A 14,526-nucleotide genomic window follows, 5' to 3' on the forward strand; every position below is an offset into this window, starting at 1 on the left:
CCTTGCTTCTCGCAAATTGGACGCTGATCCGTCGCCGCAAGCCGTAGCGGATCAGCGTAGCGCTTTCCTGGGAGGATGCGCGGTTGTTGTCTTACTTCGCCTTGGCGATCTCGATCTTGCCATCGAGAATGGCCTTCTTGATCTCGTCCAGCTTTGCCGTCACATCGGCCGGGATCGTCGGGGCGATATCATCGCAGACCTTGACCTCGACGCCGCCCGAAGCGAGGTCGAAGGTGCGGGTGCCGGCGGCCACCTTACGGCCCTCGACTTCGTCCTTGATCAGCGTGTAGACGGCGATGTCGCCGCGCTTCAGCATGCTTGCGAGCACATTTCCGGGGGCCGTACCGCACATGTCGATGTCGACGCCGATCGAGTATTTGTCGACCGCAGCACTTGCCTGCATCACGCCTTCGCCCGTCGGGCCGGCGACGTTGTAGACGATGTCGGCGCCCTGGCCGTAAAGCGCCTGGGCAAGCTCGCTGCCCTTGGCCGGGTCATCGAAGGTTCCGGCGAAGACGGAGTTCACCTTCACGTCGGGCGCGGCATATTTCGCGCCTTGCTCGTAGCCGCCGAGGAAGTTGCGGATCACGGGGATATCACGGCCGCCGACGAAGCCGATCGCCATGCCGTCGCCGATCTTAGGGAATTCGCTGCCCTTGGCCTCGATCATGCCGGCGAGCGCGCCGGCGACGAAGGATCCCTGCTCCTCCGCGAAATTGGCATAGATCATGTTGGGATTGTCGAGTACGCCGTCGATGAACACGAAGCGCTGGTCGGGATAGGCTTTGCTGACCTTCTGCAGCGAGTCCACCAGTTCCCAGCCCATCACAAAGATCAGGTCGTACTGCTTGGCCTTGGCAAGGTTCTCGAACTGCTCCTCGTAGTCGAGCGCGCGATTGCCGGTGTCGACCAGCTTCAGGTCGATGCCGAATTCGTCCTTGGCCTTGTTGAGGCCGTTGACGATGGAAACACCGAAGCCCTGTGCAAAGTATCCGGAGATGGCGGCCACGGACACTTTGTCCTGTGCCGCGGCAGATCCGAACGACACGGCAAGCATCGTGCCGGCCAGACATAGATTTTTGAGCGCCCTTTTCATGTCATTCCCCTTCAGCTTTTTTCAGCTTTTGAAGCCACGCCTTAACCATCCGCGCTATCGCCGAGACGGCGGCTATTTTCGTTGATGGTCATATGAGTTTATGAGCGGCCCCGCAGGCTGTCAATCGTCCTGCGAGGCAGTTTCGTTGTGCCATTTCTCGCTTCTTGCGTGTCGAAGCTTGACAAATATCGGCTGGGGATAATTGTTGATACTCTAACGAGTTTGTGTGAACGACGGGAAGAAAGAGAGCGGACAATGCCGGCTGTGGTGGTCAGGAAATTTCTGGTTCAGGTCGAGGAGATATTCCACGAGGGCGGCCCACTTGCGGCACGTCCGCCCAAACGCGGCGCGATCGTCGCCGTCATCGCCAACCCCTTTGCCGGGCGCTATGTCCAGGAAATCACCGGCTTCATGGACGATCTGAAGCCGCTCGGTCTCGATATGGCGCGACGCCTGATCGATGCCATCGGCGAGGGCGTCTCGGCGATCGAAGGCTATGGCAAGGGCGCCATCGTCGGTGCTGCCGGCGAGCTCGAACACGGCGCGCTCTGGCACAATCCAGGCGGTTACGCGATGCGCGAGCTGCTCGGAAACGCTAGGGCAATCGTGCCGTCGACCAAGAAGGTCGGCGGCCCCGGAACGCGGATCGACATTCCGATCACGCACATAAACGCTTCTTACGTGCGCAGTCATTTCGACGCGATCGAGGTCGGCGTCACTGACGCGCCGCGCGCAGACGAGATGGCGGTCATCCTGGCGATGACGACAGGCGCGCGCGTTCACGCGCGGGTGGGCGGCCTTGCCGCCGCGGATATCAAAGGCGAGGACGGATTGAGATGAGCGTAGAAATCCGCCGGATCATCACCATCATCGAGGAAACCCTGATCGAGGGCGGCCGTCCCGTCGATCCGCCGACCCGCCGCGCGGCGGCCATTGCCGTGATCCGCAACCCGTACGCAGGCACTTACGTCGAAGACCTGTCAGCGTTGAGCGACATTGGTGAGGAATTGGGCGACATTTTGCCGAAGCGCGCGGTCGCAGCACTTGGCTTTCCCGGCAATAAAGTCGAAAGCTTCGGCAAGGCAGCCGCCGTCGGCGCCGACGGCGAACTCGAGCACGCCGCCGCCATCCTTCACCCCAAGCTCGGCGCCCCGTTCCGCGATGTGCTTGGCAAGGGTGCGGCGCTCATTCCCTCGTCGAAGAAGCGTGGCGGCCTCGGCGTGCCGCTGGACATCCCGCTCGGCCACAAGGATGCGGCGCGGGTGCGCAGCCATTTCGATGGCATGGAGGTCCGAGTTCCTGACGCACCGCGCGCCGACGAGATCGTCATCGCCATCGCCGTGACCGATTCCGGCCGGCCCCATCCACGCGTTGGCGGGCTGACCAAGGACAAGATCGTCGGCAAGGATGGCGTCAGCTAAACGTCGCTATCCCTGAATGACTTCAGGCACCCGCATTGCCGGCGGGGTGTTGCGGCTTCGACGGGTCTGCACCAGGCCGTCGATGACGACCATTCCGATCCCCGGAAGGTTGCCCTGCGCCACGCTGTCGAGCAGCCCGTCGCCGGCGCCGCCGATCGCCTGGTCCATGAAGATCAGGTCGGCGGCGCGGCCGACTTCGATCATGCCACGATCATGCAGCTTGCGCACGCGCGCCGTGTTGCCGCTGGCAAAGCAGAATGCCACTTCCGGCGCGACACCGCCCAGCGAAGCCAGCATGGTGAGGATCCGCAGTATGCCGAGCGGCTGCACGCCGGACCCGGCCGGGCTGTCGGTGCCAAGCACGATGCGCGAAAGTTCGCCGCGCTGCCTAGCAAGATCGAGCACGAACAGTCCGGTGCGCAGATTGCCGTTATGGACGATCTCGAGCGCCCGCGAGCCCTTCTCGCAGATCTGCCGGATTTCCGCTTCGGGCAGTGCCGTCGGCCCGCCATTGACATGGGCGACAATGTCGGCGTCGACCTCCAGCACGACATCCGCACCGATGCGGCCGGAGCCGGGCAGGGACGGGCCACCGGTGTGGGTCATTGAGGTCATGCCGTATTCGCGCGCCCAGGCGACCATCTGCCGTCCGGTCGGCCCGTCCTTGACGCCGCCTAGGCCGACCTCGCCGACAAGCGTGACGCCGGCTTCGGCGAGGTAGCGGAAGTCCTCCTCGACCAGGCCGGGCTCCAGAATCGGCGCACCGGCCAGTATCTTCATCCCACTCGGGCGGAAGTTGGAAAAGGTCCGCTGCGCCGCGATGGCAAGCGCCTTCAATCCGACCAGGTCGCGCGGACGGCCCGGCGTGTGGACCTCCCCCGCCGAGACGATGGTGGTGACCCCGCCATGCACGGTCGAATCCATCCAGCCGATCTGGTTCTGCCGCGGCGTCCAGTCGCCGGCTACCGGATGGACGTGATTGTCGATGAGGCCCGGCGCGACCGCGCAGCCCATTGCATCGATCACGGTGCCGGCAGCACTGGTATCAAGGGCGCCGGCTTTGCCGATGGCGGTGATCTTGCCGTCGACCGCGACGATCGTGTCGGCGTCGAGGATCGGTTGGGCGAGATCGCCGGAAAGCATCAGGCCGATGTTGCGCACGACAAGCGTGTTGGGTTTCGGGTCGGGCGACATCGGCACCTCGTTTGTTATTTCCATGAATTTTGGAACGCGAGTTACTTCCCGCTATCGCCATTCGATGGGTCGTCGTCATTGATGCGATTGAGCAGGCGAAGCAGCGTCGCCTGTTCCGTGGGCGAAAGCGGCGACAGAAATCTCCGTCCGACTTCGACGCTGCGTTCGAGCCGGTCGAGCGTGTATCTGGTTCCCTTGTCGGTCAGCGCGATCATCGACAGGCGTTGGTCGGTATCGGACGCGCTGCGGGTGATCAGCCCGTTCTTGAGAAGTTTGCGGACAACGATGCTGATGGTCGACGGGTCCATCGCGGTCAGCCGTCCCAGATGGTTCTGCGAGACCTCGCCCTGCTTGAGAATGGTGGCGAGGGCGGCGAATTGCGTTGGCGAAAGATCCTCACCGGCCATGACCTGTTGGAAGCGCAGCGTCGCGCGCTGATGTGCCCGGCGGATCACGTGCGCCGGATGGCGGTCCAGTTCGTAGCCGGTCTTGGCGTATCGCTGCAGCACCTGTTCGCGGCTCAGCGGCTTAGCACTGTCGCCCGGCCCTTTGGGTGCCGCACTTTCGGGTTGCGATTCGATATCAGTCGTCACGCCGGGCTCCTCTTGCCGCTGTCTCGGATGCCGCAGGCTCGAAAAAGTTCAAGCCGCGACTTCAGCCGGTTGAAGCGACGTCCCGTCGCGAAGGGCTGCGACGACGCTTGCCGAATCGCTGACCACGCCGAAATGCGTCGCTATATCGTAGAGCGAGCTTTCCTGCTCGCGTGGTCCCGTCGCCGCGCAGCAATCGCTTGGCACCACCACTTCATAACCCTGGAAAAAGGCGTCATGGACGGTCGAGCGCACGCAGATGTTGGTGACCACGCCGAAGATGACCAGTTGATCGACCTGCATGTCTTTGAGCGTCAGGTCGAGGTCGGTTTGAAAAAACGCCGAGTAGCGCCGCTTTATCAGATGGATTTCATCGTCGCGGGCGCCAAGGTCCTCGATGATCTCAGGACCCCAGCTACCCTCGAGACAATGTGGCGTGCGCTTCACCCATTCGCGCTCGCGGCGCATGCCGGCCCTATGGGTGTCGTGCACCCAGATAACCGGCACACCGCCGGCGCGCGCGGCCTCGATGACCGCCAATTGCGGTGCGACAAGCGTCTCATATCCCGGCAGCACCATCGCCCCGCCGGGCTTGCAGAATTCATTGACCATGTCGATGACAATAACCGCCGCGCGTTGCGGATCGAGGCGCATCGCGTCATCGTGCCGATGTGAGGAAAAACTGTCCACGGGCATGGCGAGCTCCTTTGGTCGATCGTTGATGCTCATACAAAAAACCGTCGCGGATGCCAAGTCAATCCCGTTCGGGGCAAAGCCTTGTCGTCTGGTGCGCGCGGGACGCGCCGGCAAAGGTCCGCGCCGTTCTCCGATGCGGAATGGCATTGACAAGGTTCGGCAATCGGGTGTTCGATTTGTATGACCATCAATGATATTCAATTGGCTGAATTCGCGGCGTCGAGGGCTGAGACATGAAGACGATCGTCACCGGATCCAGCGGTCTGCTTGGCCGCCATGTCGCCGCGGCGCTGGTCGCGGCCGGTCATGATGTGATGGGCATTGATGCCGCCGCCCCGGGTGACGTGGCATGGCGGCATGCAACCGCGGATCTGACGGATCTTGGCTCGACGCTGCAGCTGGTGCGCGATTGCGACGCTGTGGTTCATGTCGCGGCCATTCCGCGCCCGACCGGGCGGGCCGGCGGCGAAGTGTTCAAGACCAATGTCGCGACCGCCTACAATGTCGTCGAGGCGGCGGCCATGGCTGGCGCCGCGCGCTTCGTCTATGCCTCGTCCTTCAGCGTTTTCGGCTATCCGTTCTTCGAGAAGACGGTGCGCCCGCCCTATCTGCCGGTGGATATGGATCACCCGGTCGGCGCGCAGGATCCATACGGCCTGTCGAAATGGCTCGGTGAGGAAATCGTCGCCGCGGCGGTGCGCCGCGGCGCATTCTCGGCTGTCAGCATTCGTATGCCATGGATCCAGACCCCGGCCAGCTTTTTCGCGGGCGTCGGCCCGCGCCGCGCCACTGCCGACAGCGCCCGTGACCTGTGGGCCTATCTCGATGCGCGCGACGCGGGGCAGGGCTTCCTGCAGGCGTTGGAATGGAAAGGCGACGGCCATCTCCGCGTCCTGCTCAGCGCCGCCGACACGTTCATGGAAGAGGAAACCGAGCCGCTCGTGCGCCGTGTCTACCCGGATGTCCCGCTATCGCGGCCGATCGCCGGCCATGGTGCCGTGCTCGACACAGTCCATGCGCGCGAAACCATCAGCTTTGAGCCGAGCCATTCGTGGCGCTCTTACCCGAAGCCGGAGCTTGGAAAATGAAGCGATTCGACGAAAGATGCGTCCTTGTCACCGGTGGCGCCGGCGCGATCGGCAGTGCGGCGGTCCGGCGCTTCCTCGAAGAAGGCGCACGCGTCGCCATTGTCGACCGCAACGGCGCGGCGGCGCGGACACTGGCCCAATCTCTGGGCGAGCACGCGATCGCCATCGAAGCCGACGTCACCGATGAAGCAGACGTGCGGCGCGCCGTTGAAACGACCGTGGAAACATTCGGCGAGCTGAATGCGGTGTTCAACAATGCCGGGATTTCCGGCGTCGTCGCTCCGGTTCACGAACTGCCTGTTGACGACTGGGATACCATCATTCGTATCAACCTGCGCGGCATGTTTCTCGTCCTGCAGGCGTCGCTTCGGGCGATGATCGAGGCCGGTAATGGCGGCTCGATCGTCAATATGGGTTCGTCCATGGCCGGCTGGGACGTGCTCGCGGGCGGTGCCGGCTATGTCGCCTCCAAGCATGGTGTGGTCGGGTTGACGCGGGTCGCAGCACTCGATGCCGCGCCCTACGGCATACGCGTCAACGCCATCTGCCCCGGCGTGATCGAGACGACGCTCGGCGTGCCTGCGAGCGGCGACGGCGATTTCAAGAGCAGCGTGCAGCATTTCGCCGACCGCATCCCGCTGCGCCGCATCGGCCAGCCGGACGATGTCGCGGCCGCCGTGGCGTTCCTCGCCTCCGACGAGGCCAGGCACGTCACCGGCGCGGATTGGCTGATCGACGGCGGCCAAACCTTGCAGAGCTGGGCCAACGCGCCGGCCGGCGGCGTGTTTCCGAAATTCAGATAAGGGGCCTCGTCTCAAGCCGCTTTGGCGGCATTGCCTGGATGATCTGGACGGCGAGATCAAGGTCGGCGAGACCGCCCGAAAGCGGCGTGCGCGGTTTTGCGCCGGCCAGGATGCAATCGGCGAAATGCAGCCATTCGCGACGGAATGCGGTGTCGGGGATGCCCGGCAGCACGCGTTCGGATGCCGTCTCGCCGGCCGCTTCGCGCACCCGCACGATGGCCGAGGCATTGCGGAAATAGGGGTTCTGGAAATCGATCCGCACTTCCGCGTGCTCGCCATGCACGTGGATCCATTCGTCCCACCATTCATATTGGGCGAGCGCCATGTCGAAGAGACAGGGAACGCCGTCATAGTCGAGCACGGCCAGAAGCTGGTTCGCGCCGGTCTGCTGCGCGTGCACGACACGGCTCGGCGTGCCGAAGGCGCCGCGCATGACGGCGAGATCGTGGCTGCTCAGGCCAAGCAGCAGGAGATAGAGATCGCGATAGCCGGCATGGTCCAGCCCCAGCGCCGCCTCGACGCGTCGTGCGACGGCGTCTCGCCCGGCCGCGAGCAGATCGGCCGGCACATCGGCGATATGGATTTGCGTATAGAGTTTGCCGTAGAGGTCGAAGCGGCCGGCGAAATCATGGACATGGATCGACTTCGGCCGGCCGATGGCGGCGATGCGCTCGAGGCCGATCTCGTAGCCGGGGTCATAGAACTTCATATAGCCGACAAGCGCAACGAGGCCGCTGCGTTCAGCCTGCTCGATCAGCGGGTGCGCCTCCTCAAGCGTGAAGGCAAGCGGCTTCTCGACGATCAGATGCTTGCCGGCGCGGATGGCGTCAGCAACCATCTCGCCATGGTCGTAGGTGCAGATCACCACGGCATCGACACCAGGATCGGCAAGCAGGGCGCGATGGTCGGTATAGCGGGCCGCGACACCGTAGTGCTCCCCGACCTTGTCGACCGTTCCGGGTGAGATATCGCACAGCGCGGCGATGCGAAACGCCGGCAATTCCTGGAGATAGGGCAAGTGCATCAACTGGGCGATTTCGCCGCAACCGATAACGCCAACGCCGATAACGCGATCCTGCATGTCAACCCTTAACGGCGCCGGCCGTCAGGCCGGCGATGAACTGCCGCTGCATGGCGATGAAGACGACGATCACCGGCAGTGTCGTGATCGTCAACGCGGCGAAGTAGAGCGCCCAGAGCGAGTCATATTGCTGGAAGAAGCTGACAAGTCCGAGCGGGATGGTCTGCACGGACGGGTCGCGCAGGAGCAGGAAGGCGAGGAAGAAATCGTTCCAGATCTCGATGAAGCCGAAGATCAGGATCAGCGCGACGCCCGGCCGGATCAGCGGCAGCATGATGTGGATCAGGATCGCCAGCCGGCTGGCGCCATCGATACGCGCGGCGTCTTCGAGGTCGGCGGGCAACGTGACGAAGAAGCTGCGCAGGATGAAGACCGAAAGCGGCAATGACGTCGCGGCATAAACGAAGGCGATGCCGAGCCGATTGTTGATCAGGCCGAGATCGCGCGCCACCATGAACAGCGGAATGGCCATGACTTGCGGCGGCACCAGCATGGCCGCCACGGCCACCGCCAGCACAAGGCCGCGTCCGGGAAAACGAAGGCGCGCCAGCGCATAGGCGCAGGGCGTCGCCACGGCCACCAGGATGATCAATGCCGAACCGGTGACGAAGACGCTGCTGACGATGCGCGATCCCATGCCGGCGATGCGCCAGGCATCGGCATAGTTCTGGAACACAAGGCTCGACGGCGGGCCCCAGATGTTGCTGAGCATTTCCTGCTTGGTCTTGAGTGAGCCGAAGAGCACCCAAAGCAGCGGATAAAGCGTCTCCAGCAGCACCAGGACGAGCGCAGCATAGATGCCTGCAAGTTCGAGAATACCTCGCGCGCCGAGGCGCCGCGCGTTGCGGCGATGGCCGACCGTGCCGTTGTCCCGGGAAAGCGGAGGGTTGGCCGCGGCGCTCATCAGACCTCAAGCCTTTGCCGCCGCATCAGGGCGAGCAGCCCGACGCTGGCCAGCCCGACGATCAGGAAGAGCACATAGCCGATGGCCGCGGCATAGCTCATGGCACCGTCCTGGAAGGCCTTGCTCATCATGTAGGTGAGCACGACTTCGGTGGCGTGGTTCGGCCCGCCCTTGGTCAAGACATAGACGATGTCGAAGTTGCGCACGAAGGCGCCGGACAGGCCAAGAATGGTGTTGATGAAGACGATCGGCATCATCATCGGCAAGGTGACATGCCAGAAGCGCTGGACCGGTCCCGCGCCGTCCATCTTCGCCGATTCGTAGAGTTCCGCCGGGATCGTCTGCAGCCCAGCGAGATAGATCACGGCGTGGAAGCCGAGCCATTTCCAGACGTCGACGACGATGATCGAATAGAGCGCGATATCGGCGTCACCAAGCCATGATTGTTTCAGCCCACCGAGGCCGAACAGATCGAGGCCGCCATTGAGCAGCCCGAAGACCGGATTGTAGATCCAGGACCAGAGCAGCCCGACGGCGACGAAGGACATCGTCACCGGGACGAAGGCGGCGGCGCGAAAGAAGGTGCGGCCGAGGACCACCCGATTCAGAAGCAGCGCCAGCCCAAGGCCGAGCACGTTTTTCAAGACGACAACTGCGACGACGAAGATCAAATTGTTGCGCAGCGCGGCGAGGAAGATGCGATCATGTGCAAGGCGCTGATAATTGGAGAAGCCCGCCCAGCTTGGGTCGGAAAACCCATCCCAATTGTGCAGGCTGAGCCAGAAACCGTTGCCGAACGGCCAGAGGTAGAACAGACCGAAGAGGATCGCGGCCGGCAGGATCATGACGAAGGCGGTCGCGCCGTCGCCTGAAACGAAGCGCCCGAAACGGCTCGCGGAAGGAGCCGCCTCTTGCGGTCGCGTGCTCATGCGGCCTTCGCGGTTTTCGGTGTCAGCGCCAGCCCGAGCGTATTGCGGATATAGGCGATGCTCTCCAGCGTGCTCTGCTCGGCCGTCTTCTTCGATGCGTCGAGTTCGATGATGGCGAGGCCGTCATAGTTTGCGTCGAGCAGCACGTCGACGATGCCGGCAAGATCGACGACGCCGGCGCCAAGCTCGCAAAAGGCGCCGTAGCGGTCATAGCCCTTCAGCGCAGGGTCGACCCTGGTATCCTTGAAATGCATGTAGCGCACGGCCGAGATGTAGGTTTTGACCGCATCGACGGGATCGGAATTGGTATGGGCGAGGTGCGCCGGATCGATGCACAGGCCGGCCAGACCGGTGTCCAACTCATCCATCATCCGGTCGAGCTGGTCGCGGCGCTCGATGAAAGTGTCGAGATGCGGGTGATAGACCGTCTCGATGCCAAGGTCTTTGGTCCGCTTGCCGATATCTTCGAGCGCCCGGCAAAAGGCGCGGTAGTCGTCGGCCGTATGCGGGCCGGCAATGGCTTCAGAGGGACCGCCTCCAAGAACCAGGACCGGGGAGCCGAAGCCCTTCAACATCCTGGTCAGCGCGACAAGCACATCGCGCTCATAAGGCCAGGCGACAGGGTTGGTGAAGATCGCATTCACGTAGAAAGAGGAGAGCTTGATGCCATACTCGCTCTGGCCTTCCGACAGCAGCGCGTAGCGCCGCAAAATGTCGGTATCGGTCGTCACGCCCATCGGCGCCTGGTTGCCGAGCTGCATATATTTGCGGGCGTACTGGTCCGAGAGGCTGGTGAAGGCGAGGATCTCGAACCAGCCGAAACCCTGATCGGCCAGGAATTTGATGGCCGGCCTGAGCGGTAGTCCGGTGAGGTCCCAGCTGTTCAGATGATAGCCGATCGAGAAGCGCTGCCGCTCGGCGCGATTTGTCGTCATGTCTCTGTCTCCGGTAAGAGAGGCAGCCCGAGACGGGCGGCCCCGTTTTCTTGCCCTGGCGCATCAGCTCGGCTGGATGCGCTCGCCTGCATGCGAGCTCACTTGGGCGGCCAGTTGCCCTGCGCCTTGAGGTCGTCGAAGGTGGTCTGGATCGAGGCCGCCGCCTCCTCGGGCGTCGTCGTGCCGCCAACGATGCCGGCGATCGCCGAAGCGGTGGCTGTCGCGACTTCCGACGGCCAGATCCAGTCGAGGAACTTGATGGTGCTCGGGAAGGCTTCCTTGCGCAGCTCGACCGCATAGGCGTCGTCGACCTGCGGCACGCCCTTGATCGAGGCTGCGATCGGCTGCTCCGGCGCAAGGTAGAGCGTCGCAACCTCAGGCTGGGTCAGATATTCGATGAACTTGATCGCCGCATCGAGCTTCTCGGGCGGGATCGACGAGGCGACGCAGATCCCGTTGTCGGCGCCGCCGCCATGGCCTGGCGCGCCCGGCGTTCCATCCATTTTCGGAAAGGCAAAGACGCCCCATTTGAAGTCCTTGACGCTCGACTGGAGCGACGGGATTTCCCAGGTGCCGCCATAATACATGGCGCTCTTGCCGGCGGCGAAAGCTGCGCGCATTCCGTCCTGGTCGACGGAAAGCGAGTCTTTGGAAAGGATGCCGTCGTCGACCCACTGCTTGATCAGCTTGAAGCCTTCGACGTCAGGCGCATCGGTGAACTTTGCCGTGCCCTCCAGATTCTTCTGCGTCTTGCCGACCGGGTCGCCCGAGGCCTGCGAAAAAGTTTCGAAGAACCACATTGGCCACATCACGGTGTTCGAGCCCTGATGCAGGAGAGGGATGACGTCCGCGTCCTTGAACTTCGGCACGGCCGCCTTCAGGTCGCCATAGGTCGGCGGGACCGGGATAGCGAGCTTCTGAAAGAGGTCGACATTGTAGAAGATCGTCGATGTCGACAGCGTCGAGATCGGGACACCATAGACCTGGCCGCTGACCGTGAAGGCGCCAAGCGCGGCGGCGTCGATCCTGTCTTGGAACGGCTTGATCTTGTCGGTGATCGGCATGACCAGCTTGCGCCTGACGTAGGCGCCATTGGTGTAAAAGGCCGGGCAGGCGATCAGGTCCATTTCCTGGCTCGCCAGCTTGGCGGTCATCAGGCGCTGGATGGAATCGGTCTGCGGTCCTTGGGCATCCCACTCGACCTTCGAGACGTCGGGGTTGGCCTTGAGGAAGCCGTCAATGACCTGCTGCTGGATCTTCTTCTGCTCGTCCGGCGCCTGACGCGGAGCGAGCTGGTCGAGGGCCGAACCGCCGAAGACCTTGAGCGTGATCCCCTCGGCATGGCCGATGCCGGGCGTCGTGATCAGGCTCAGGCTGAGCAGTGCGGTAGCAAGGATGGCGGGATGTTGTTTCGAACGATAGGTCACTCTCTGCTGAATGGGCATCTGGCTCTCCTTTACGCCAATGCCGAGGGGCAACCTCGGGACCAAAGATCGTTGATGGTCATATGATCTTGGTCGCCTGTTGCAAATTTTGTCAATCGGTAGGCATGCCTATTATTTCACCAATTTCATGGGCCCAGAGAGTTGGCGGGCGAGCGCGGCGTCGTCTGATGCGCCGCGCTTCCCCCGTTCCCGCACCTCCGCCCGGCGCCAACAAGACGATCACGGCGCCGGTCAGGTTCGGCGCACGGTGAACGTGCTCTCGCAGGAGGCGAATACGGGAAGCGTGTTTGAGCGTTTGGCGGCATCGGCCGGAAGCGCCGCGGCTCCAGGGTTCCGTCGCGCCCTGGAGCATCCTTTCGGACATTATTTGCCTGCCGGCCGCCAAACGCAGCGCTGACTTTCTTCCATTGGCGTCGAGATTGGATCGAGCATTGCTTTGATCGCAACGACCTGCGTGTCACCGTAGAGGCCTGATCCAAGCCTGAGGCAGAAGGAGGTTGACCATGGCCAGGATTGTACCCGTGCTCGATCTCAGCCGTCTCGGACAGGGCGCGTCGGAGCGTCGGACCTTTCTGTTCGACCTGCGCACGGCGGCCCGTGACGTCGGCTTCTTCTATCTCAGCGGCCACGGGATTTCGGCTGCGGAGATTGACGAGGTGCTCGACGCCTCGCGTCGGTTCTTTGCCTTGCCCGAAGCCGACAAGCTGGCCATCGAAATGGTCAAGTCACCGCAATTCCGCGGCTATACGCGCACCGGTGGCGAACTGACCAAGGGCAAGGCCGATTGGCGCGAACAGCTCGACATCGGCGTCGAGCGCCGACCCGTGCCACAGGAGCCGGGCATTCCTGCCTGGACGCGGCTGCAAGGGCCGAACCAATGGCCTTCGGCCCTGCCGGAACTCGAGCCGGCGCTGCTGGCATGGCAGACCAGGGCAACGGCGGTGGCGATCCGCCTGCTCAAGGCCTTCGCGCTGTCGCTCGACCAGGCCGAGGACGCTTTCGATCCGATCTATAGCGGTGAGCCCAACCATCGAATGAAGATCGTGCGCTATCCCGGACGCGACGCAACCGGTGGCGACCAGGGCGTCGGCGCGCACAAGGACGGCGGCTTCCTGACGCTCCTGCTTCAGGACGAGAATAAGGGGCTGCAGGTCGAATATGACGAAAGCTGGGTGAATGTGGATCCGATCCCCGGAACGCTGGTGGTCAACATCGGCGAGCTCCTCGAATTGGCGTCGAACGGTTACCTCAAGGCGACGGTGCACCGTGTCGTCACGCCACTGGCCGGTGTCGAGCGGATTTCCATTCCTTTCTTCTTCAGCGCCCGGCTCGATGCGACGATCCCGTTGCTCACCCTGCCTGAAGAACTGGCTGCCGAAGCGCGCGGACCCGCGAGCGATCCGGAAAATCCGCTGTTTCGCGACGTTGGAACCAACGTGCTGAAAAGTCGCCTGCGCTCGCATCCTGACGTGGCGCGCCGGCACTATGCCGATCTTCTCGAAACGAGGGCGTCACCTGTCTGAAGGCGTCGGAGCAAATAGAACAGAAATTTTCGTCATCCCCGGCGGCTTTGGAATTTTATTCGTCGCCAACGCGCCCAAACAAGCTCAAACAGGTAAGACCGTTCGACGGTTTCCTCCCATTCCGCTGAACGGTGTTCCCCTCTGAAGGTTGTAACCTTCTTTTGGCCGGGCCGCATTCGAGCCCGGCCATTTTTTCGTGCGATTTCGGCAAGTCAGCTGTGATCCCCGAACCGTGAATCTGGGAACGGGACTGCCGGCTTTGCCGTAAGCGATCCATATGCGCCTGCCTTCCACACTGCGTCGCGTAGGAGGCCGCAGATGCACAAAAGCGCGCGATCGAAAAAACCGGGTGACGTCGCATGACGCCCTGTTGTCGCCGGCAACGCTATCCGGCTTCGTGTTCGGCCTCGGGCTGATCTTTTCCCTCGGGCCCCAGAACCTAATGCTTATCCAGGCAGGATTGACGCGCAGCCATCCTTTCGCGGTCGCTTCCATAGGCTACGTCTCGGAGATCGCCCTGGTGACCATGGGAATCGGCGGATTTGGAACGCTGCTAACCGACAATCCCGCGATCTCCGGCATGCTGCAGGCCGCATGCGCCGGATTTCTCGCCTGGTTGGGCGCGCGCACCTTGCTCGCGGTCAACGGGACATCCCGCATGGAGACTGTTGCGTCAGGCCGCAAATCCCGATTGCGTGCGATAGGTTCGATGCTTGCCGTCACCTGGCTCAATCCACTGGCCTGGTTCGAGGCGATGTTTCTCGTCGGCGTGCTCTCATTCAGCTATGGCAGCGGGGAACAGGCGGGGGTCGCCGCCGGGT

General features: G+C 63.0%; 15 protein-coding genes. 6 read left to right on the forward strand and 9 right to left on the reverse strand.

Going from position 1 to position 14,526, the window contains the following annotated elements:
• Positions 1–91: 91 nt before the first annotated feature.
• On the reverse strand, positions 92–1,096 hold the full coding sequence (locus EOB36_RS02965) for a BMP family ABC transporter substrate-binding protein (RefSeq protein WP_095483763.1): 1,005 nt from the start codon (positions 1,094–1,096) through the stop codon (positions 92–94).
• Between the two features lie 255 nt (positions 1,097–1,351).
• Here EOB36_RS02965 and EOB36_RS02970 point away from each other — a divergent pair, with 255 nt between their 5' ends.
• Together EOB36_RS02970 and EOB36_RS02975 are read left to right on the forward strand one after the other, a co-directional pair.
• A complete protein-coding gene (locus tag EOB36_RS02970; RefSeq protein WP_095483764.1) occupies positions 1,352–1,936 on the forward strand; it encodes an amino acid synthesis family protein in 585 nt (194 codons plus the stop codon).
• Complete coding sequence (locus tag EOB36_RS02975) at positions 1,933–2,517, forward strand: amino acid synthesis family protein (RefSeq protein ID WP_095483765.1); 585 nt, start codon at positions 1,933–1,935, stop codon at positions 2,515–2,517. The genes EOB36_RS02970 and EOB36_RS02975 overlap by 4 nt, the downstream gene beginning before the upstream one ends.
• A 6-nt stretch (positions 2,518–2,523) precedes the next feature.
• Here EOB36_RS02975 and EOB36_RS02980 read toward each other — a convergent pair whose 3' ends face one another.
• From EOB36_RS02980 to EOB36_RS02990, 3 genes are read right to left on the reverse strand one after another with little or no spacing between them, the layout of a single operon-like run.
• On the reverse strand, positions 2,524–3,711 hold the full coding sequence (locus tag EOB36_RS02980; RefSeq protein ID WP_095484005.1) for an amidohydrolase family protein: 1,188 nt from the start codon (positions 3,709–3,711) through the stop codon (positions 2,524–2,526).
• 41 nt (positions 3,712–3,752) lie between these two features.
• On the reverse strand, positions 3,753–4,304 hold the full coding sequence (locus EOB36_RS02985) for a MarR family winged helix-turn-helix transcriptional regulator (RefSeq protein WP_095483766.1): 552 nt from the start codon (positions 4,302–4,304) through the stop codon (positions 3,753–3,755).
• 48 nt (positions 4,305–4,352) lie between these two features.
• On the reverse strand, positions 4,353–4,997 hold the full coding sequence (locus tag EOB36_RS02990; RefSeq protein ID WP_127203623.1) for an isochorismatase family cysteine hydrolase: 645 nt from the start codon (positions 4,995–4,997) through the stop codon (positions 4,353–4,355).
• A 233-nt stretch (positions 4,998–5,230) separates the two neighbouring features.
• Here EOB36_RS02990 and EOB36_RS02995 point away from each other — a divergent pair, with 233 nt between their 5' ends.
• Both EOB36_RS02995 and EOB36_RS03000 read left to right on the forward strand, forming a co-directional pair.
• Positions 5,231–6,085, forward strand: coding sequence for an NAD(P)-dependent oxidoreductase (locus EOB36_RS02995; protein ID WP_127203624.1), 855 nt, complete (start codon positions 5,231–5,233; stop codon positions 6,083–6,085).
• The gene (locus EOB36_RS03000; RefSeq protein WP_127203625.1) at positions 6,082–6,888 is read left to right on the forward strand and encodes an SDR family NAD(P)-dependent oxidoreductase; all 807 of its coding nucleotides are present in this window, start codon (positions 6,082–6,084) and stop codon (positions 6,886–6,888) included. The genes EOB36_RS02995 and EOB36_RS03000 overlap by 4 nt, the downstream gene beginning before the upstream one ends.
• On the opposite strand, the gene EOB36_RS03005 is transcribed toward EOB36_RS03000, so the two are convergent.
• The 5 genes from EOB36_RS03005 to EOB36_RS03025 all read right to left on the reverse strand — a co-directional run bounded on the left by EOB36_RS03005 (position 6,881) and on the right by EOB36_RS03025 (position 12,182).
• The gene (locus tag EOB36_RS03005) at positions 6,881–7,969 is read right to left on the reverse strand and encodes a Gfo/Idh/MocA family oxidoreductase (protein WP_128284257.1); all 1,089 of its coding nucleotides are present in this window, start codon (positions 7,967–7,969) and stop codon (positions 6,881–6,883) included. The genes EOB36_RS03000 and EOB36_RS03005 overlap by 8 nt on opposite strands.
• Position 7,970: 1 nt before the next feature.
• Positions 7,971–8,873 carry a carbohydrate ABC transporter permease gene (locus EOB36_RS03010; RefSeq protein WP_126103472.1) on the reverse strand — a complete coding sequence of 301 codons (903 nt, stop codon included), beginning with the start codon at positions 8,871–8,873 and terminating at the stop codon, positions 7,971–7,973.
• Positions 8,873–9,802, reverse strand: coding sequence for a sugar ABC transporter permease (locus EOB36_RS03015; protein ID WP_127203627.1), 930 nt, complete (start codon positions 9,800–9,802; stop codon positions 8,873–8,875). The genes EOB36_RS03010 and EOB36_RS03015 overlap by 1 nt, the downstream gene beginning before the upstream one ends.
• Entirely contained in the window at positions 9,799–10,737 is a 939-nt protein-coding gene (locus tag EOB36_RS03020; protein ID WP_126103470.1) for a sugar phosphate isomerase/epimerase, read from the reverse strand. Before EOB36_RS03020 ends, EOB36_RS03015 begins: the two co-directional genes overlap by 4 nt.
• 98 nt (positions 10,738–10,835) lie before the next feature.
• Entirely contained in the window at positions 10,836–12,182 is a 1,347-nt protein-coding gene (locus EOB36_RS03025; protein WP_128284258.1) for an extracellular solute-binding protein, read from the reverse strand.
• Positions 12,183–12,685: 503 nt separating this feature from the next.
• Here EOB36_RS03025 and EOB36_RS03035 point away from each other — a divergent pair.
• Positions 12,686–13,705, forward strand: a complete 1,020-nt coding sequence (locus EOB36_RS03035; RefSeq protein WP_127203628.1) for an isopenicillin N synthase family oxygenase — start codon at positions 12,686–12,688, stop codon at positions 13,703–13,705.
• Between the two features lie 349 nt (positions 13,706–14,054).
• Positions 14,055–14,526: LysE family transporter (locus EOB36_RS03040; RefSeq protein ID WP_128284259.1), on the forward strand; the 472-nt coding region annotated here is incomplete at its 3' end.

This window comes from Mesorhizobium sp. M6A.T.Cr.TU.017.01.1.1 (assembly GCF_004023115.1).
GTDB classification, from domain to species: Bacteria; Pseudomonadota; Alphaproteobacteria; order Rhizobiales; family Rhizobiaceae; genus Mesorhizobium; species Mesorhizobium mediterraneum.

What these genes read in the sequence shown, in the direction of transcription:
- EOB36_RS02965 (WP_095483763.1), bottom strand. Translation starts at nt 1,096, where the DNA reads ATGAAAAGGGCGCTCAAAAATCTATGTCTGGCCGGCACGATGCTTGCC.
- EOB36_RS02970 (WP_095483764.1), top strand. Translation starts at nt 1,352, where the DNA reads ATGCCGGCTGTGGTGGTCAGGAAATTTCTGGTTCAGGTCGAGGAGATA.
- EOB36_RS02975 (WP_095483765.1), top strand. Translation starts at nt 1,933, where the DNA reads ATGAGCGTAGAAATCCGCCGGATCATCACCATCATCGAGGAAACCCTG.
- EOB36_RS02980 (WP_095484005.1), bottom strand. Translation starts at nt 3,711, where the DNA reads ATGTCGCCCGACCCGAAACCCAACACGCTTGTCGTGCGCAACATCGGC.
- EOB36_RS02990 (WP_127203623.1), bottom strand. Translation starts at nt 4,997, where the DNA reads ATGCCCGTGGACAGTTTTTCCTCACATCGGCACGATGACGCGATGCGC.
- EOB36_RS02995 (WP_127203624.1), top strand. Translation starts at nt 5,231, where the DNA reads ATGAAGACGATCGTCACCGGATCCAGCGGTCTGCTTGGCCGCCATGTC.
- EOB36_RS03000 (WP_127203625.1), top strand. Translation starts at nt 6,082, where the DNA reads ATGAAGCGATTCGACGAAAGATGCGTCCTTGTCACCGGTGGCGCCGGC.
- EOB36_RS03005 (WP_128284257.1), bottom strand. Translation starts at nt 7,969, where the DNA reads ATGCAGGATCGCGTTATCGGCGTTGGCGTTATCGGTTGCGGCGAAATC.
- EOB36_RS03010 (WP_126103472.1), bottom strand. Translation starts at nt 8,873, where the DNA reads ATGAGCGCCGCGGCCAACCCTCCGCTTTCCCGGGACAACGGCACGGTC.
- EOB36_RS03015 (WP_127203627.1), bottom strand. Translation starts at nt 9,802, where the DNA reads ATGAGCACGCGACCGCAAGAGGCGGCTCCTTCCGCGAGCCGTTTCGGG.
- EOB36_RS03020 (WP_126103470.1), bottom strand. Translation starts at nt 10,737, where the DNA reads ATGACGACAAATCGCGCCGAGCGGCAGCGCTTCTCGATCGGCTATCAT.
- EOB36_RS03025 (WP_128284258.1), bottom strand. Translation starts at nt 12,182, where the DNA reads ATGCCCATTCAGCAGAGAGTGACCTATCGTTCGAAACAACATCCCGCC.
- EOB36_RS03035 (WP_127203628.1), top strand. Translation starts at nt 12,686, where the DNA reads ATGGCCAGGATTGTACCCGTGCTCGATCTCAGCCGTCTCGGACAGGGC.